The following is an 18522-nucleotide window of genomic DNA, read 5'->3' as shown; positions in this document are numbered from 1 at the left end:
GTGGAGCCTCAACCGAGGCCGAGCCGCTCGCGGGCGTGCCATCGCGCCATCATGAGCACCGAAACCACGGCCAGACCGGTCGCAAGTCCGGTCCATATCCCCACTCCGCCCCAGCCGCGGGCGAAGGCCAGCCACGCGCCGACACCGATGCCGATCCCCCAATAGCCGATCGCCGCAAAGATCATCGGCACTGTGGTATCTCCCAATCCGCGCAACATCCCCGCGCCGATCACCTGCGCGCCGTCGACCACTTGGAACACCGCGGCCACCGCGAGCAGCGAGATCGCCAGCGCGACGACCGGCGCATTCGCGGGCGCATCGACGTCGAGGATGATGCCGATCAGGAGTTGCGGGGCGAGGATCAGCAGCGCGGCGGTCAGCACCATGAAGCCCTCGCCGATCGCGAACGCCGCCCAGCCGGCGCGTCCGATGCCGGCGCGATCGCCGCGTCCGGTGGCGAGACCGACGCGGATCGTGGCGGCCTGCGCGATGCCGAGCGGGACCATGAAGGTGACGCTGGCGATCTGGATTGCGATCGCATGCGCCGCAAGTGGCACGGTGCCGAGCAAGCCCATCAGGAAGACGGCGGCGATGAACACGGTCGATTCGAACCCGAGCGTGATCGCGATCGGCAGGCCGAGTGTCCACACTGCGCGGTATCGCGGCCGGTCGGCGCGCCAGAACCGGCCGAGCAGGCGATAGCGGCGGAACGGCTTTGCGTAGACGATCACGACGGCCATCGCGACGAAGCTGAGGCCGTTGGCGATGCTGCTCGCGGTGCCGGATCCGAGCAGGCCGAGCGCGGGCAGGCCGGCATGACCGAAGATCAGCAGCCAGTTGAGCCCGGCGTTGACGATTAGCAGCCCGACCATCACCACCAGCGACCAGGCCGGTTTCTCGAGCGCGGCGACGAACGCGCGCAGCACGAGGAAGGCGAGGCTCGGCAGCATCCCCCACATCACTGCGCGGACGAACCTCGCCGCCTCGTGTGCAAGCTTCGGATCCTGGTCGAGCAGGTGGACGAGGATCGTTTCGGCATTCCACAGCACGATCCACGACGGGATACAGAGCGTGGCGGCGACCCATATGGTCTGGCGCACGGTCCGCCGGATATCGCGCACCGCATGCGGCCGCGCACCCCGCTCGCGCGCGATCATCGGAACGGCGGCGGTGGTGAGTCCCATGCCAAAGACGAGGAACACGAGATAGAGGTTCAACCCCAGCGTCGCCGCCGCCAGCGTATCGGGCCCGAGCCGCCCCAGCATCGCCACGTCGGTCGCACCGACCAGCGCCTGCGCGAGATTGGTCGCGACCAGCGGCCAGGCGAGCTTCAGCGTGGCCGCGAATTCGGTTCGCCAAGGGCGGGGCGGGGTCGAGGTCATGTAGCGGCTTTACCGGGGTTCACGGCCAAGTCGATCATCGCATGGGGACGCAGCGTAGCTGCCGGAGCAACCAATCCTCCCCCGCAAGGGGAGGTGGCGCCGAAGGCGACGGAGGGGGAGGACACGAAACAGAGGTCTCCCTTACCGCCCCCTCCGTCTGGCAAGCGCCAGCCACCTCCCCCTGGCGGGGGAGGATCGATGCGGAGCGACTTTGCTTGTTGAAGCGCGGACGATTGGATTGACGAGCGACCGACCGGATCGTCGAAGGCCGCATCGCTCCCAAACTCCGTCATCCCAGCGAAAGCTGGGATATCATCGTGGGGCGTGCGTCGTCTGCCTCGTGAGATACGCCAGCTTTCGCTGGGGTGACGGTTGTGCCGGGGTGACGGCTATGTTGAGGTCGCCCCTATACCGCGGTGAGGGCCGCGGAGGTGATGGCTGGCGGATGCTGTTCTCGTAGAAATGACGCTGTCGACGGCGTCGGCGGTTGACGGAACGCTACCGCATCAACCCGGCGGCGCGGAGGGCGTTCTCGATCGTAGCTTGGATACCGGCAGGGGGCTCCGGCCGAGGCTTCGGCGCGGGCTTCGACGAGAACGGGATCGCCATCTTCGCGACGCGTTCGATCGGCACTGACTTTGCCGCAGTCTCCGCCTTCGCCGCCGCAATCAGCCCCCAAGATTTCGCAATCACCGCCGTGCTCGAAATCCCGACATCGAGCATGAACGGCCCCGCGGCCCCCAGACGCTCGCCGCGCAACGGATCGATCGGCGTGCCGTGACCCATGCCCGGCACGGTCCAGTCCTCGACCACGTCACGCCCTTCCGCGTCCGACCAGATCCGGTGGACGGCGGTGCCGACGCGCTCCGTGCGCACCGCGTTCGCATCGACGCCGTGGATACCGCGCCATTGCCGCGCGATCGTGTCCGCATTCGCGACGCTGACCGTCGCGTCTGCGCCGCCGTGCCAGATCGCCAGCGTCGGCCACGCTCCGTCATGGCCGCGCGCGCCGCTGCGAACCTTGTCGATCAAAGCCGTATCGCTCGTATCGCCATGCCCGCGCATCCGGTCGAGTGCCTGCGACACGCCGGTCGCGGTGCCGTACGCCAGCCCGCCGATCGCCGCCCCGCCCGCGAACAAATCGGGTCGCGTGGCGAGCATCGCAACCGTCATAGCTCCGCCCGCCGACAGCCCGGTAACGTACACGCGGCTGCGATCGAGGCCGTGGCGTGCGATCATCGTCTCGGTCATCTGCGCGATCGATTCGGCTTCACCGCCGGCTTGCGCGGTGTCTTCGGAGGCGAACCAGTTGAAGCAGAGATTGGGATTGTTCGCGCGCGTCTGCTCGGGAAACAACAGCGCGAAGCCGGCGCGATCGGCAAGCTGCGACCAGCCCGACCCGTGATCATAGCCTGCCGCGGTCTGCGTGCAGCCGTGCAGGACGACGACCAACGGCGCGTTCGCAGGAAGGTCGGCGGGCACATAGGCGTACCCGAGCAAGGCCCCCGGATTGGTCCCGAACTCGATCAACGGCGTCAGGCGGCTAGGCGCGGTGGTGCGCGGCGTGGGGGCCCCGGCGCGGGCCATGCGAGCGATGGTGTCGGCGATGTTTCTCACGTCAATCGAGCCTTTCGTCGCAAGGCGTACTCGGCCGCGATCTTATCTCAACGTGGGACGTACATCATTTGTTGCTGCACCGCAGCAAAAACGTCAGGAGTCTTGCCCCAGCACGTCGCACGCCTCGCCGATCGCCGCGTAGATCCGATCGAGATCGGCATCGTCGATGCAATAGGGCGGCATGACGTAGACGGTGTTGCCGAGCGGCCGGAGCAGCAGGTCGCGCGCGCCGAAGAAGGCGAGCAAGCGCGGACCTATCTGCGAAAGATAGCCGTCTTCGCCGCGCAGCTCGACCGCGGTGATGGTGCCGATCTGGCGCGCATTGGCGATGCGGGGGTTCCGGGCGAGCGTCTCCAGCCTTGACGCCTGGCGGGCGGCGAGATCTGCGATCCGTTCGCGCACTGGTTCCTCGCGCCAGATCGTAAGATTGGCATTGGCGGCGGCGCAGGCGATCGGGTTGGCGGTGTAGCTCGACGAGTGGAAGAACATCCGCGACCGGTCGGTCCCGTAATGCGCCTGGTAGATCGCCTCGGTCGCCATCGTCACCGCGAGCGGGATCGCGCCGCCGGTCAGGCCCTTCGACAGGCACAGGATATCGGGCACCACGCGCGCCTGTTCGCAGGCGAGCAAACTGCCCGTGCGGCCCCAGCCGGTCATCACCTCGTCGGCGATGAACAGCACGTCGTGATGGGCGCAGATTTGCCGCATCTCGGCGAGAATGTGCGCGGGATAGATGTGCATCCCGCCCGCGCCGAGCAGCAGCGGCTCGACGATGAACGCGGCCGGGTGCGCGGCGCAAGCCTTCTCGAGCGCATCAAGTGTTGCTTGTTCGAGCCCGGCGGCGGGGAAGGGGATCGTGCCGACATCGAACAGCAGCGGATCGTACGCCCGGTTGAACACGCCGCGCGCGCCGACCGACATCGCGCCGATCGTGTCGCCGTGATAGCCGTGCTCCATCACAAGGATGCGGTGGCGATCCTCGCCGCGATCGAGCCAATAGCCGAGCGCCATCTTCAGCGCGCACTCGACGCTGGTCGAGCCGGAATCCGAGAAGAACACGCGGGTCAATTCGGGCGGCATGATCGCGGTCAGTCCGCGCGCGAGGTCCTCGGCAGGCTGGTGCGTCCAGCCGGCGAAGATGATCTGGTCGAGCTTGCCCGCCTGCTCCGCGATCGCCGCCATGATCTTCGGGTTGGCATGGCCATGCGTGGTCACCCACCAGGACGAGATCGCATCGACGATCCGCCGGCCATCCGAGGTGTAGAGTGCGGCGCCCTCGGCATGCGTGACGAGCGGGATCGGCTCGCGCAGGCCGTGCTGCGTGAACGGATGCCAGACGGGGAGTCACTCACCGGAACGCCTCCAGGTCGAAATTCGCGGCGAACGCCGCGGCCAGCGTCGCGGCGTTCAACGGATCGAGGCGGGGCAAGCGGCCGAGCCTCCGGACCTTACCGAGTGCGGCGATCGTCGCCTCGCTATCCTCGACCGCGTCGCCAACGAACGCGATGCCGAGGATCGGTACGCCGCGGCTCCGCAACGCCTCGATCGAGAGCAGGCTGTGGTTGATCGTGCCGAGCCCGGTGCGCGCAACGAGCACCACCAGCTTGCCCCATCGCGCGAACAGGTCGGCGAAGATCAGGTCGCGCGTCACCGGGACCATCACGCCGCCCGCACCCTCGACCACCAGCGGGCCATCGACTCCGGGAAGCGTTAGCCGCTCGGGATCGATCGTCACATCATCGATCTCTGCGGCGAGATGCGGCGAGCACGGCGTGGTCAGCCGGTAGGCTTCGGGGAGGACGTGGTCTGCGGGAACGCCCAGGGTCACGACCGAAGCCGTATCGCTGCCGTCCGCGAGCCCGGCCTGCACGGGCTTCCAATAGCGCGCACCGAGTGCCGCGGTCAGGCCCGCAGCGAACACCGTCTTGCCGATATCCGTGTCCGTTCCGGTGACCACGATCGTCATTGCAGCGCCTCTCCCAATACAGTTCCCAAAGCCGCGATATCTGCCGCCGTCGCGTTCAGCGTCAACGAAATCCGCAATCGCGAACCGCCTGCGGGCACTGTGGGTGGCCTGATTCCGCGGACGTCGAAGCCGGCCGCCTGGATCGCGCCGGCGACCCGCATCGTCCGCGCCGCATCCCCCAGCACCAGCGGCAGGATCTGCGACCCGGTCGCCGCCACGCCGTACGGTGCCAGCACGCGGCTCGCCGTCGCGATCAGGTCCCGGAGCCGTCCCCGCCGCGCCGGTTCGTCGGCGATGATCCGCAATGCCTCGCCGACCGCCAGTGCCATCAGCGGCGACGGTGCGGTCGAGAAGATGAACCCGCGGCCGCGATTGACGATGAATTCGCGCATCACCGCCGGCCCGCACAACAGCGCGCCCTCGCAGCCGAGCGCCTTGCCGCAGGTCCGCAGCGTTATGACGTTCGCGCGTCCGTCGAGTCCTTCGGCCAGGCCACGGCCGTCGGTGCCGAATACCCCGGTCGCATGCGCTTCGTCGATCAGCAGGATCGCGTCGTGGCGGTCCGCGACCTGCGCGAGATCGGCGAGCGGCGCGCGGTCGCCGTCCATGCTGTAGAGGCTCTCGACCGCGATCCATACGCGGCCCGTGCCACCCGTCGCGCGCCATGCGGTAATCGCATCTTCGAACGCATCGGCATCATTGTGCGCCGCGCTAACGCAGGTCGCCCGTGTGAGACGCATGCCCTCATGCGCACTGGCATGGATCAGCGCGTCGTGGACGATCAGGTCGCCGCGCTGGGGCAATGTCGCGAACAGGATCGTGTTGGCAATGTAGCCGCTGGCGAAGAACAACGCCGCCTCGGTGCCGAAGAACCGCGCGGCCTCCGCTTCCAGCGTTTCATGCTCGGGCGCATTGCCGCGTAAAAGCCGCGAGCCGCCCGAGCCGACCGGTACGCCCCTCGACAAGGCGTCGATCATCGCGGCGCGCAGCCGGTCCGACCCGGCGAGCCCGAGATAGTCGTTCGAGGCGAAGTCGATGCCGGTGCGCGGGCGGAGCGATCGATATCGGTCGGCGGCGGCCAGCTTGGCGAGGTCTCGGTCCTGGTCGGCGAAGATCATCGCGCCGCCCTAAACCCAACGCGGCGGGAAGACGATAGCGGGTCCATGATGAGCCCCAATCGGTTGCCCCCTCCGTTACCCCAGCGAAAGCTGGGGTATCCCTGTTGTCGCGAGGGAGACCCGAACCGGGAGACCCCAGCTTTCGCTGGGGTGACGAACGGGGGTGCGCGGCCTAGCGTACGCTGTGCCCAGCTCGACCGGTGCGGCGCTGCGCCGCCCCAAACCCAGCGCGCTGCGAAGACGATAGCGGGTCGATCGTGAGCTCAATCGGTCGCCCCTCCGTCACCCAGCGAAAGCTGGGGTATCCCTGTTGTCGAGCAGGAGACCCGAACCGGGAGACCCCAGCCTTCGCTGGGGTGACGGACGGGTGTGCGCGGCCTAGCGTACGCTACGCCCAGCTTCAGCGACGCCAACCGGTACGGCGCTACTCCGCCTTCAGCGCTTCGATAAACCCGCGCGCTCGCGCGCCGACGTCCGCCGCGGTCATCCCCGGCGCATACAGCGCCGAGCCCAGACCGAAGCCAGCGGCCCCCGCCTTGCGCCACTCGGCCATGATCTCCGGCACGACTCCGCCGACCGGCAGAACGCGCGTATCCTTGGGGAGGACGGCGCGCATCGCCTTCAGCACGGCGGGGCTCGCGGCTTCGGCGGGGAAGAGTTTCAGTGCTGCAGCGCCTGCTTCCAGCGCTGCGAACGCCTCGGTCGGCGTGGCGATGCCGGGGAGCGCGACATAGCCGCGCTCCGCGGCTGCCGCGATCACGCGCACATTCGCGTTGGGCGCGATGATCAGCGTGCCGCCGGCCGCGCCGACTGCCTCCACATCCTCGACACGCAACACCGTGCCCGCCCCGACGACCGCGCGACCCTTCAGCGTGCGCGCGAGGCGGGCAATGCTGTCGAGCGGCTGAGGCGAGTTCATCGGCACTTCGAGGATCGTGAAGCCGGCCTCGACCAGCGCCTCGCCGATCGCCTCGACCTCCTCCGGCTTCACGCCGCGCAGGATCGCGATGAGCGGGCACTTCGCGAAGGCGTCGTCGAAAGCTTGGCGGTGCGTGGTCATGCTGCAAGATCCTGGATGCGGGTAATGCCGGCGACGAACGCGGCCTGACTATCGATATGGTGCGACGTGCCGCCGAGCGCATCGATCGCATCGGCATAGAGTGCGCCGAGGGCCGGGTCGGCGAGGATGTGCACCGTCGTGCCGCGCTCGATCCGTGCCGCGGTATCCGCCCCGATCAGCAGACCGCTCGCGAACGACGCGGCATGCGCGTCGTCGGCGATCCCGAGCACGCCGCGCGCGCGGATCGCGAACAGGCTGGCGGCGAGATCGCGTTTCGCGCCCTCCGTGACGCCGTCGCGGAACGCTGCACCGGGTTCGACCGGATGGCCGAGCTGGCTGGCGAGGATGCCGTGCGTCCGCAACAGCGCGAAGAGTTCGCCGGTCATCGCGGTGGTGAAGCGGGTGATCGCGCCCGCTTCGATCGTCGCCCATTTGCAGTGCGTGCCGGGCTGGCACAGCAGTGCGTCGGCGGGCACCAGCCCGGCGGCGACCGCGCCGAGCAACTGCACCTCTTCGCCGCGCATCACGTCGGCATGCAGTCCGTCGCGGTACGACAGCCCCGGCACGATCGCAGTCCGGTCGTCGATCCGGAGGAGCCCTGCGGCGATCTCGCCGAGCCCGGCGGGGGCGGCGACATACGGCACGCTACGCCAGCCAATGGTCGATCCGACCATTCCCGCGAGGAGGATCGGCAGGTCGCCAAGCCGGTCGCGGATGCCCATGACCTCGGCCGCATAGTCCGCAGGCGCGACCGTCGCTGCGCCGCGATCGTCGCGTTCCGAGGCGATGACGAGCCCTGCCTCGATCCGGAACGCGCGGCGGTTCGAGGTGCCCCAGTCGACCGCGATGAAAGACGTCATGTTCGCCACCTCACTCCCGTCGCGATGCAACGGTATTGATCGCCGGAATTATACGACAAATTTTCGTTGTCCAGCACCGACCACGTCGCGCACGTCGCGCACGTCGACGGCGGCACGCATCGGCAGCATCCACCGGCAAACGCACTGATCGAGGATAGCGTCGCAGGAACACGCGTCGATGCGTCTCGTTCAGTTCGGACCAGCGAGAGGAATGCGTGTGCTTCAAACCAGCCGTCAGGCCGAGACCGAAACCGGCATCATACCGGCCGCGCCGCTTGCAGCGCCCCCTGCGGCGATCGCGGCGGCAATCGCCGATCGGCTCGCACAGGGTGATCTCGTCTACGTCGCGCTAAATGATCAGCGCGCGACCGATATTGCGGCGATCGCCACGGCGCTGGTGCCCGACGCGGTGGTCGTCCAGTTGCCGTCGAGCGATGCCTTGCCCGGTGACGACGCGCCCGCGTCGCCGGCCAATGTCGGATTGCGCGTGGCGGCTTTGCGTCGCGTGCGCGCGGCGACCTTGGGCGATACCGGGCCGGTCCTGCTGGTGACCACCGCCGAGGCGACCGCCGTGCGCTATCCCGAGCCGGCGATGTTCGACGCCGCCCCGCCGCGGCTCACGGTAGGCGATGCGATCGACGTCGAGGCGTTCGCGGCGACCGCAGCGGAGATCGGTTACATCGTCGACGATCGGATCGACGAGCCGGGCGAGATCGCGGTGCGCGGCAACGTCATCGACATTTTTCCCGCCGATCGTGCGACCCCCGTCCGCATCGAATTCGCCGAGGGCCGGATCACCGCGTTGCGCGAATATGATCCCGTCTCGCAATTGGGATCGGCCGATATCGCCTGTATCGAGGTCGGCCGCGCGACCGAGCCCGCGGTCGAGAAGGGCGTCGCCCTGCTCGCGCATCTCCCCGACGCGGCGATTGCGTGCGACCCCGGCGTCGATCGCCGGCGCGCGCGGTTCATGGATCTTGCCGCCGATGGCCTGCCGCGTCGCAAGGCCAGTGCCGATCTGGTCGCGACCCGGTCTTGGGATGCGGCGATCGCCAAACGTGACATGGTCGCGATCGATCCGGGCGACGCGCCGTCGCCCCGTTTCGTCGAGCACCGCGATCCCGCCCGCGCGTTTGCCAAGCTCGCACGCGACGTGCTTGCCGATTCGCGCCTCGTGCTGGTCGGTTCGCCGCGCGACCTGCGTTTCCTCCAGCCGCGGCTCGAGCATCGTGCCAAGATCGCGTTTACGGCGATCGAGCGATGGTCGGACGTCGCCGCGGCTAAGCCCGGCACCGCGATGCTGTTGGTCGCGCCGATCGACCGCGGCTTCGTGGCGCCCGGCGTCACCGTCATCGCGGGCGCCGACCTGCTTGGCGGCCGCGCCCGCGGCGACGAGATCGGTGCAAGCGGCCTTGGCGCGCTGGCCGGCCTGTCGAGCGAACTGCGCTGCGGCGACGTCGTCGTTCATGAGGAGTTCGGTATCGGCATCGTCCGCGGGCTTGAGGCGCTGCCCGACGCGGGCGGTGACGCGATCGTGCTGGGCTATGCCAAGGACGGCCGCCGCCTCGTGCCGGTGGCGGAAGCCGATCGGATCTGGCGCTATGGTGCAGATGCCGATGCGGTGACTCTCGACGCGCTGGACGGTTCGTCGTGGCAGAAGCGACGTGGCGCGATCGATGCGGCGATCGCCGAAAGCGCGCGCGATCTCGCGGCGATCGCGGCGGAGCGCGCGGCGCGCACCACTGACCCGATCGTCCCCGACCGCGCGGCCTATGAACGCTTCGCCGCCGGCTTCGCGTTCACCGAAACCCCGGATCAGGCACGCGCGATCACGACCACGCTGGCGGACCTGGCCAGCGGCAAGCCGATGGACCGTCTGGTGATCGGCGATGTCGGCTATGGCAAGACCGAGATCGCCTTGCGCGCGGCGGCGGCGGTTGCCTTGTCGGGCCGACAGGTCGCGATCGCCGCGCCGACGACCGTGCTCGTGCGGCAGCATATCGAGACCTTCGCGCGGCGCTTCGAAGGGACCGGCATCACCGTCGCCGGGCTGTCCCGCCTGTCGAGCACGGCGGAAAAGGCGCGTGTGAAGGCGGGGCTCGCGGATGGTTCGATCGGCGTCGTCATCGGCACCGGGGCGATCGCCGGCAAGGGAGTCGCCTATAAGGATCTCGCGCTGGTCGTGATCGACGAGGAGCAGCGGTTCGGGGCGGCCGACAAGGCCAAGCTGCATACCCTCGGGGCCGGTCACGTGCTGACGCTCAGCGCGACGCCGATCCCGCGGACGCTGCAATCGGCGATGATCGGGCTTCAGGGCATGTCGGTGATCGCCACCCCGCCCGCGCGCCGCCAGCCGATCCGCACCGCGGTCGCCAGCTTCGACGACGCCACCGTCCGCGCTGCGCTTCGGCGCGAACGCGCGCGCGGCGGGCAGAGCTTCGTCGTGGTGCCGCGGATCGACGACATGGCGCCGCTCGCCGCAAAGCTGGCCAAGCTGGTGCCCGAACTCGGGCTCGTCCAGGCGCATGGCAAGATGCCTGCGGCCGAGATCGATGAGGCAATGGTCGGCTTTGCGGCCGGCGACGGCGATGTGCTGCTCGCCACCAATATCATCGAGGCGGGGCTCGACGTGCCGCGCGCCAACACGATGATCGTCCATCACGCCGACCGGTTCGGCCTGTCACAGCTCCATCAGTTGCGTGGCCGGGTCGGGCGCGGCGGGCGACGGGGGCAGGTGATGCTGTTGACCGACGGCGATGCGACGATCGCCGAGGCGACGCTGAAGCGGCTGCGGACGTTGCAGGCGTTCGACCGGCTCGGCGCAGGCTTCGCGATCAGCGCACGCGATCTCGATCTGCGCGGTGCGGGCGACCTCGTCGGCGAGGCACAGGCGGGGCATATGAAGCTGATCGGGATCGACCTGTACCAGCATCTGTTTGGCCGTGCGTTGCGGCTGGCGCGGGGGGAGGCGGTCGACGACTGGGTACCCGACCTGCACCTCGGGGTTGGCGGCAGCCTGCCCGACACCTGGATACCCGAGGAGGAGGTGCGCCTGTCGCTCTACGGGCGGTTGGCACGGCTGGAGGACGTCGCGGCGCTCGACCAGTTCGAAGCGGAGCTGGAGGATCGCTTCGGGGTGGTACCCGATTCGGCGCGTCGGCTGCTGTTGCTGGCGCGGATACGGTTGCGCGCCTGTGTTGCGGGTATCCGGCGGATCGACGCCGGTCCTGCCGCGATCGCGTTCACCCCGAACGACCGTCGCGCCGACGCGCCGCTTGAGGATCTGGTCGAGAAGAACGGCCGCTGGATCGCGCAACGGGCGGTGGCGGATCCGGTCGAGCGTGCCGCGCAGGTCGAGGCGTTGCTCGATGCGTTGACCGACTGATCGGCCTGCCAGTTGGAATCAGGCGAGGCCTATTCGGCCGCCGCGGCAAGCGGTGTCGAAAGGGCCTCGTCGGCAAGTCCGGCAAGCATCGCGCCCACCATATCCACCACCCGCGCGAAACCGGCACCCGGTGCATGCAGTTTGCGATCGAGATAGATGGTGCGATCGAGCTCGAGCTGGATCGCGTGGATGCCCAGGTCGGGGCGGGCATGGCGTTCGAGGATGTGCCCCCCGCATAGGGCGTGTTGCGCGCGACCGAAAAGCCATGCGCGGTGCAGACCGTTTCCGCGCGGTCGACGAAGCGTGGCGCGGCGGCATGGCCGAACCGATCGCCGAGCACGATCCGCGTCCCACCAGGGCCGAGCGGGGGCATCGAATGCACGTCGAGCAGCACCGCCACCCCGAACCGCGCATACGCCGCCTGCAACGCGGCTGCGACCGCTGCGTGATAGGGCCGGTGGTCGTTGACGATCCGCGCGGTCACTTCGGCATCGGTGAAGCGGCGTGCCCACAGGTCGCCGGCGCCCGAGACGCGGCGCGGCACCAGGCCGAGGCCGCTGCGCAATTTGGCGGACTGCTGCGCGGGCGGGATCGATCGCGCGCCTTCGTCGAGTTGGGCGTCGCGTTCGTCTTCACCGCGGTTGAGATCGATCCAGGCGCGTGCGCGACGCTGGATGATCATCGCCTGATCCGTCCGCGCGCTCCGTGCCACCGCATCGACCAGCCGATCCTCGAGCGGCAGCAGCGCCGCCAGCGGCACGCGCAACGCGGTCTTGAGCGAGAGCGGATAGTCGCGTCCGGCATGGGGTACGGAGATCACGACCGGGCTGGTCGGCGGCGCGGTATCTTGGTGTTCGAAAGGGGGCAAGCGCTCGAAGGGGGCGATGACATGGCAAGCACGCTAGGGCGACGCGTCGGAACGGGCAATCGATCTGGAAATGTTAACCACTTTGCGCGTAGGGAAAGCGCGTCAATGTACGCGTGAAAACAGGACTTTAGATCGATGTTGCGAATTCTGCTGGCCGAGGACGATCAGGTCATGCGCGAATATCTGACGCGGGCGCTCGAGCGCTCTGGGTATGCCGTCACCGCCGTGGACCGCGGGACCGCGGCGATTCCGTTGCTCGAGACCGAGACGTTCGACCTGCTGCTCACCGATATTGTGATGCCCGAGATGGACGGGATCGAACTGGCGCAGAAGGCCGGTGAGATGTGCAAGGACCTGCGCGTGATGTTCATCACCGGCTTTGCGGCGGTCACCCTGAAGGCCGGGCGGGCGATGCCGCAGGCCCGCGTCCTGTCGAAGCCGTTCCACCTGCGCGACCTGGTCGCCGAGGTCGATCGGCTGTTCGAGATGGATAATGTCACCGGCATGCATTGAGCGCTTGCACCCCGCGATAAGCGCGGCTAGTGGAGCGCTCCGGCGGGCGTGTAGCTCAGTGGTAGAGCACTGTGTTGACATCGCAGGGGTCGCAAGTTCAATCCTTGCCACGCCCACCACAGAAAGCCCCGCTAACCTCCGGGTTAGCGGGGCTTTTTGCTGTCTGGGCGTTTCCGACCTTCCGGTATCGTGAAAAGCTGTCATGCGGCACGGATGATCCGCTTCTCGATTTCCGCCACCGCTATCCTGTCATCCAGCGTCCTGCTGTCGCCTGGCGCCGTGCTTGCGCAGTCCGACGTGCCGCCGCCGCCCGCCGCCGACAGTCCGGCCGAGATCGTCGTGACCGGGCGCGGATTGGCCGACGCACCCGGCGACCGCGCCTATTCGATCGTTACGATCGGGCGCGACCGGATCCAGGCGAATGCGAGCAACCGGCTGGAGAGCGTGCTGGCCGACGTCGCCGGGTTGCAGCAGTTTCGTCGCTCGGATTCGCGCAGTGCCAACCCGACCAGCCAGGGGATTTCATTGCGCGGGATCGGCGGCAACGCCTCCAGTCGCGCGCTGCTGATCTTCGACGGCGTGCCGCAGGCGGATCCGTTCGGCGGCTGGGTCGCATTCCCGGCCTATGCGACGGGGCGGCTAGGGCGCATCCGCGTGACGCGCGGCGGTGGCAGCGGCTATCAGGGACCGGGCGCGCTGGCCGGGACGGTCGAACTGGAGAGCGCGACGCCTGACGACCTGACACCGTTCCAGGGCAGCGTCGCCTATGGCAGCCGCGATTCGGTCGATGCGCAAGGGTCGGCGGCGCTGGTGCGCGGGTCGGGGTTTGCGACCGTGTCGGGCGCGTACGCGCGCGGTGACGGCTTTACGCCGACCGTCGCGGAGAGCCGCGGGATCGTCGATCGGGCCGCGCCATACGAGCAGGCGTCGGGCGCGTTGCGGACCGTCGTCGGGATCGGCGCGAAGACCGAATTGCAGATGAATGCGAGCGCGTTCACCGATCGGCGCGATCGGGGGAGCGACTTCACCGCGAATAAAAGCGAGGGGGCCGATGCGAGCATCCGGCTGATCGGGCGGGGCGCGTGGGGCTATTCGGCGCTGGCGTATCTGCAGACGCGCGCGTTCGCGAGCAGCTTCAACAGCATCAATGCCGCGCGGACGACCGCGATCCAGTCGCTGAACCAGTATAATACGCCTGCCACCGGGCTTGGCGGTCGGATCGAGATTGCGCCGCCGCTGGGCGAGACCATTACGCTCAGGCTGGGCGCGGATATCCGCGACGTGAGCGGCAAGACGCAGGAGCTCTATACGTTCGTCAACGCGGCGCCGACGCGACGGCGCGAGGCTGGCGGGAGCACGACGACGACCGGCGTGTTCGCCGATGGAAGCCTGGTCGCGGGCGACCTCACGTTCAGCCTTGGCGGGCGGGTCGACTGGTGGTCGATCGATGGCGGCTATCTGACGGAACGGCCGCTGGCGACCGGGGCTGCGCTGACCAACCTGCGCTACGCGGAACGCGACGGCAGCGAGACGACCGGGCGGGCAGGCGTGGCATACCAGCCAGTCGAGGCGATCACGCTGCGTGTCGCCGGCTATCGTGGCTGGCGATTGCCGACGCCCAACGAACTGTACCGGCCGTTCCGGGTCGGCAACGACGCGACCGCGGCGAACGCCTTGCTGTCGCCAGAGCGGCTGACCGGGGTCGAGGGTGGCGTCACGCTGACGCCAACGCCGGGGGTCAGCATCGCCGCGACCTATTTCTACAACCGGCTGAAGGATGCGATCGCCAACGTCACGACGACCAACCCGCCGCAGGTGCTGCCGGGGGTCGCCACCTACCGCGTCCGCCAGAACCTCGATGCGATCCGCGCGCATGGCTTCGAACTGGATGCTGCGTATCGACCGGGTCCGCTGGGCGTGCAGGCATCGTGGTCGCACACGAACTCGAAGGTCGAGGGTTCGGGGATCACCGCCGCGCTGGACGGCTTGCAGCCAGCGCAGACCCCGCGCGACCAGGTGTCGGGGACGGTCGACTGGCGGCACGATGCGGCGGCGCTGTCGCTGACCGTGCGTCATGTCGGCCGGCAGTTCGACGACGACCAGAACACGCGGGTGCTTGGGGCCGCGACGACGCTGGATGCCTATGCTGCGCTGCCGATCCTGCGCTCGCTTGTCGCCGAACTAAGCGGGGAAAATCTATTCAACGAGCGCGTCGAGGCAGGGATTAGCGGCGCGAACATCGTCGAACGCGCAACGCCGCGGACGATCTGGGTGGGGCTGCGCTACGGGGGGCGCTGATATTCGATCCGTCGCTTGCCAAGAGAAACGAAGACAGCATGTTTCCCCGCGAAGGCGGGGACCCAGTCTGGGCTCCCGCCTTCGCAGGAGAACAAGGGAAAGCGACGTCCTGACCAACACGCCACCACCCCGGCGGAGGCCGGGCCCAGTTGGCAAGGTCGCGGTAACGAAGGACCGCGCTCCGTCAGCGACGTTCCCCAACTGGGCCCCGGCCTCCGCCGGGGTGGTGCGATAGACGGTGAGCCAGCTTTACCGCCAGCGCGTGCTATCGCGGGTCGATGCTCATTATCCCCCGCGTTGACCCGTGTCTGGCGTGCGACTAATGCCACTCCCGTGAAGGGTTCCCGGCGACGGGATCAAAAGGGAAGTCGGTGCGCGGGAATCCGCAAGACCGGCGCTGTACCCGCAACTGTGACCGGATAGCGGCCACCCCGAATATGCCACTGGGTTTCGACCTGGGAAGGCGGGGTGGGCGCGATGACCCGGAAGCCAGGAGACCTGCCTCTCACGGTCGATCCACTGCGCGGGCGGGTGTCCGGCGCGGACGAGTGCTCCGGTCCAGCCGGGTTTCCTCGAGCGAGAGACGTCTGGCCGCCCCGCGAATGGTCGCAGGCGGTTCTGCTTAGGACGTACCCATGACGAAATTCTTCCTTCTGCTCGGCGCCGCGGCGATCGCAGCGCCCGCTTTTGCCCAGACCATCCCCGATCCCGACGCTTCCGAAGTCGTCGTCACCGCGACCCGCGCCGCGCAACCGCTGAGTGAGATCGGCCAGGCCGTCACCGTCATCGACCGCGCAGAGATCGAGCGCCGCCAGACCGTTGTCGTCTCCGACCTGCTCGCGACCACGCCGGGCGTGACGGTAACGCGCAATGGCACCATCGGCGCGCTGACCAGCGTCCGTATTCGCGGTGCCGAGGCGGACCAGACGCTCGTCGTGATCGACGGCGTCCGCGTCAACGATCCGTCGTCGACCGGCGGCGGCTTCAACTTCGGCAATCTCCTCTCGAGCTCGGTCGAGCGGATCGAGGTGCTGCGCGGCCCGAACTCGGTGCCATGGGGCAGCCAGGCGATCGGTGGCGTCGTCAACATCATCACCGCCGCACCGACCGAAGGCATTCAAGCACGCGCCAACGCCGAATATGGCTACGCCGACAGCGTGTTCGCGAGCGCGGGCGTCTCGGGCAAGTCCGGGCCGGTGTCGGGCTCGCTGACCGGCGGCTATCTGCGCACCGACGGCATCTCGTCCGCCGCCAGCGGCACCGAGCGCGACGGCTATCGCCAATATGGCGCGACCGGGCGCGTGGGCGTCGAGTTCGCGCCGGGCATCGGCCTCGACCTGCGCGGCTATTTCGCCGACAGCCGCGTCGAGATCGACGGCTTCCCGGCCCCCGATTACGTGCTCGCCGACACGCCCGAATATTCGAAGACGCGCGAGGCTTACGGTTACGCAGGGCTGCACGCGAACTTCGCCGACGGCCGGTTCAACAACCGCGTCGCGTTCACGATCGCCGACATCAACCGCGACAATTACGACCCGAGCTTTGGCAGCGATCCGACCTTCATCGGTCGCGGCCGCAGCGAACGCTACGAATACCAGGGCGACTTCCGCCCGCTCGACCAGGTCCGCGTGGTCGCGGGAGTCGAGCGCGAGAACAGCCGCTTCAATGACGGCTTCACCTTCGCGGATACCGGCATCACCAGCGTCTACGGCCAGCTGATCGTCAAGCCGCTCGATATCCTCACCATCACCGGCGGCGTCCGCAACGACGATCACGACGATTTTGGCAGCCACACCACATTCGGCGCGAACGCGGCGCTGGCGTTGCGCACCGGCACGACGATCCGCGCAAGCTATGGCGAAGGCTTCAAGGCACCGACCCTGTACCAGCTCTTCTCCGACTACGGGAATCGCGGCCTCGATCCGGAGACCGCGCGCAACTTCGACGTCGGGGTCGAGCAGGCGTTCCTCGCCAACCGGGTCCGCGCAGGCGTGACCTATTTCAACCGCCGTACGCGCAACCAGATCGACTTCCGCGATTGCAGCCCGGCGGAGCAGACGACCGCCGGTTCAATCTGCATCGACCGCCCGTTCGGCGTCTACGACAATATCGCCCGCGCCGAGGCGGACGGCGTCGAGTTCACCTTGGCGCTGCGCCCGGTCGACGCGCTGACGCTGACCGCGAACTACAGCTATATCGACACCGAGAACCGCTCGATCGGCAGCGATTTCGGCAACGATCTCGCGCGCCGTCCCAAGCAGACCGCGAGCGTCGACGCCGATTACCGGTTCGCGTTCGGGCTGTCGGTCGGCGGCACCGTGACGATGGTCGGCGACAGCTTCGACGACGCCGCCAACACCGTGCGGCTCGACGGCTATGCGCTGGCGGGTGTCCGCGCGGAAATGCCGATTACCGACCGGATCGCGCTGTACGGCCGCGTCGATAACCTCACCGACTCGCGGTACGAGACGATCGCGGGCTACGGCAATTACGGTCGCGCGGCGTATGGCGGCGTGCGGTTGCGGCTGAAGTGAGGCGCGGGGCGATCCTCCTCGCGCTCCTGCTCGGGGGCTGCGCGCAATCCCCGGCGCGGGCGGCGGCGGCGGGATCGTCTCGACCAATCCGTGCGTGGATTCGGTGCTGGTCCGGATCCTGCCCGCATCGCGGATCGCCGGGATCAGCCATTATTCGCAGGACCCGGCGGCGACCTCGATCCCGCTGACCGTAGCGCGCCGGTTTCGCGGCATCGCCGGGACCGCCGAGGAGGTGATCGCGCTCCACCCCGATCTCGTCATCGCCAGCACGTATACGCCGCCGGCGACCCAGACGGCCTACGCGCGGGCGGGACTGAAGACCCTGCTGCTCGGCATCCCGGACTCGATCGCGGAGAGCCAGGCACAGGTGAAGCAGATTGCCGACGCGGTCGGTGCGCCCGCGGGTGGCGCGCGGATCAATGCCGATATCGATCGCGCGGTGGCGCGCTGGAGTCGCAAGGATGGGCCCAAGGATGACATGCCGCCCAGCGCTCTGCTCTATATCAGCGGCGATCTCGCAACCGGGGGAGCACGTTGCTGAACGAGATGATGACCCGCGTCGGCTTCCGCAACGCCGCCGCCAGCTACGGCCTGACGCATACCGGCACGCTGTCCGCGGAGACGATCGTGACCCAGCCGCCGGCCATCGTGATCGCCCCCGAACGCGCCAGCCGCGGCACCGCGCTGCGCCACCGGTTGTTGCCGACCACCCCGCAAGCCGTGTTCCCGCGCGTCCTGATCAACTGCGGCGGCCCGACCATTCCACCCGCGCTAGAACGCCTCGCCGCGATCAGGGTCGGGCTGTGATGCGACACCCATACCAAAGCCACCCCGGCGGAGGCCCAATTGGAATGGCGGAAATAATGGAGCGCTGCACGCCGTCACGATCGTCCCCCAATTGGGCCCCGGCCTTCGCCGGGG

The 18522-nt window shown here is 68.5% G+C and carries 13 protein-coding genes, 1 tRNA gene, 1 pseudogene and 1 riboswitch; of the genes and pseudogenes, 7 read left to right on the top strand and 8 right to left on the bottom strand.

Going from position 1 to position 18522, the window contains the following annotated elements; translation table 11 throughout:
* Positions 1-8: 8 nt before the first annotated feature.
* The 7 genes from QP164_RS12335 to QP164_RS12305 form a co-directional block, all read right to left on the bottom strand.
* Positions 9-1382, bottom strand: a complete 1374-nt coding sequence (locus tag QP164_RS12335) for an MATE family efflux transporter (protein WP_333923322.1) — start codon at positions 1380-1382, stop codon at positions 9-11.
* A gap of 498 nt (positions 1383-1880) precedes the next feature.
* Positions 1881-2999, bottom strand: coding sequence for an extracellular catalytic domain type 1 short-chain-length polyhydroxyalkanoate depolymerase (locus QP164_RS12330; RefSeq protein WP_333923321.1), 1119 nt, complete (start codon positions 2997-2999; stop codon positions 1881-1883).
* Between the two features lie 93 nt (positions 3000-3092).
* Positions 3093-4310: an adenosylmethionine--8-amino-7-oxononanoate transaminase gene (locus tag QP164_RS12325; RefSeq protein WP_333924250.1), complete on the bottom strand. Its 1218-nt coding sequence runs from the start codon at positions 4308-4310 to the stop codon at positions 3093-3095.
* Between the two features lie 37 nt (positions 4311-4347).
* Complete coding sequence (gene bioD / locus QP164_RS12320; protein ID WP_333923320.1) at positions 4348-4965, bottom strand: dethiobiotin synthase; 618 nt, start codon at positions 4963-4965, stop codon at positions 4348-4350.
* Positions 4962-6083 carry an 8-amino-7-oxononanoate synthase gene (locus QP164_RS12315; RefSeq protein WP_333923319.1) on the bottom strand — a complete coding sequence of 374 codons (1122 nt, stop codon included), beginning with the start codon at positions 6081-6083 and terminating at the stop codon, positions 4962-4964. The genes bioD and QP164_RS12315 overlap by 4 nt, the downstream gene beginning before the upstream one ends.
* A 424-nt stretch (positions 6084-6507) precedes the next feature.
* Positions 6508-7143, bottom strand: a complete 636-nt coding sequence (locus tag QP164_RS12310; RefSeq protein ID WP_333923318.1) for a 2-dehydro-3-deoxy-6-phosphogalactonate aldolase — start codon at positions 7141-7143, stop codon at positions 6508-6510.
* Positions 7140-8003 (bottom strand): 2-dehydro-3-deoxygalactonokinase, encoded by an 864-nt coding sequence (locus tag QP164_RS12305; protein ID WP_333923317.1) that lies wholly within the window; start codon positions 8001-8003, stop codon positions 7140-7142. Before QP164_RS12305 ends, QP164_RS12310 begins: the two co-directional genes overlap by 4 nt.
* A gap of 217 nt (positions 8004-8220) precedes the next feature.
* On the opposite strand from QP164_RS12305, the gene QP164_RS12300 reads away from it, so the two are divergent.
* Entirely contained in the window at positions 8221-11388 is a 3168-nt protein-coding gene (locus QP164_RS12300; RefSeq protein WP_443027439.1) for a helicase-related protein, read from the top strand.
* Between the two features lie 265 nt (positions 11389-11653).
* Here the strand turns inward: QP164_RS12300 and QP164_RS12295 are convergent.
* Positions 11654-12208, bottom strand: a pseudogene (locus QP164_RS12295) (N-formylglutamate amidohydrolase); the annotation flags it as partial.
* Positions 12209-12391: 183 nt separating this feature from the next.
* On the opposite strand from QP164_RS12295, the gene cpdR reads away from it, so the two are divergent.
* From cpdR to QP164_RS12265, 6 genes are all read left to right on the top strand, one after another.
* On the top strand, positions 12392-12769 hold the full coding sequence (gene cpdR, locus QP164_RS12290) for a cell cycle two-component system response regulator CpdR (RefSeq protein ID WP_055881295.1): 378 nt from the start codon (positions 12392-12394) through the stop codon (positions 12767-12769).
* 44 nt (positions 12770-12813) lie between these two features.
* Positions 12814-12888 (top strand) — tRNA-Val (locus tag QP164_RS12285).
* 94 nt (positions 12889-12982) lie between these two features.
* On the top strand, positions 12983-15067 hold the full coding sequence (locus tag QP164_RS12280) for a TonB-dependent receptor (RefSeq protein ID WP_333923316.1): 2085 nt from the start codon (positions 12983-12985) through the stop codon (positions 15065-15067).
* A gap of 321 nt (positions 15068-15388) precedes the next feature.
* Positions 15389-15587: riboswitch (cobalamin riboswitch) on the top strand.
* 115 nt (positions 15588-15702) lie between these two features.
* Positions 15703-17601: a TonB-dependent receptor plug domain-containing protein gene (locus QP164_RS12275; RefSeq protein WP_333923315.1), complete on the top strand. Its 1899-nt coding sequence runs from the start codon at positions 15703-15705 to the stop codon at positions 17599-17601.
* Positions 17602-17704: 103 nt separating this feature from the next.
* Positions 17705-18142, top strand: a complete 438-nt coding sequence (locus QP164_RS12270) for an ABC transporter substrate-binding protein (RefSeq protein ID WP_333923314.1) — start codon at positions 17705-17707, stop codon at positions 18140-18142.
* A complete protein-coding gene (locus QP164_RS12265; RefSeq protein WP_333923313.1) occupies positions 18136-18408 on the top strand; it encodes a hypothetical protein in 273 nt (90 codons plus the stop codon). Before QP164_RS12270 ends, QP164_RS12265 begins: the two co-directional genes overlap by 7 nt.
* The last annotated feature ends 114 nt before the right edge of the window (positions 18409-18522 follow it).

Source organism: Sphingomonas sp. LR59 (assembly GCF_036855945.1).
Classification (GTDB): Bacteria; Pseudomonadota; Alphaproteobacteria; order Sphingomonadales; family Sphingomonadaceae; genus Sphingomonas.
This window is presented reverse-complemented; position numbering and strand designations above follow the sequence as displayed.

Excerpts from the sequence above, each read along its gene's own strand:
- QP164_RS12335 (WP_333923322.1), bottom strand. The coding sequence starts at position 1,382 with ATGACCTCGACCCCGCCCCGCCCTTGGCGAACCGAATTCGCGGCCACG.
- bioD (WP_333923320.1), bottom strand. The coding sequence starts at position 4,965 with ATGACGATCGTGGTCACCGGAACGGACACGGATATCGGCAAGACGGTG.
- QP164_RS12315 (WP_333923319.1), bottom strand. The coding sequence starts at position 6,083 with ATGATCTTCGCCGACCAGGACCGAGACCTCGCCAAGCTGGCCGCCGCC.
- QP164_RS12310 (WP_333923318.1), bottom strand. The coding sequence starts at position 7,143 with ATGACCACGCACCGCCAAGCTTTCGACGACGCCTTCGCGAAGTGCCCG.
- QP164_RS12305 (WP_333923317.1), bottom strand. The coding sequence starts at position 8,003 with ATGACGTCTTTCATCGCGGTCGACTGGGGCACCTCGAACCGCCGCGCG.
- cpdR (WP_055881295.1), top strand. The coding sequence starts at position 12,392 with ATGTTGCGAATTCTGCTGGCCGAGGACGATCAGGTCATGCGCGAATAT.
- QP164_RS12280 (WP_333923316.1), top strand. The coding sequence starts at position 12,983 with ATGATCCGCTTCTCGATTTCCGCCACCGCTATCCTGTCATCCAGCGTC.
- QP164_RS12275 (WP_333923315.1), top strand. The coding sequence starts at position 15,703 with ATGACGAAATTCTTCCTTCTGCTCGGCGCCGCGGCGATCGCAGCGCCC.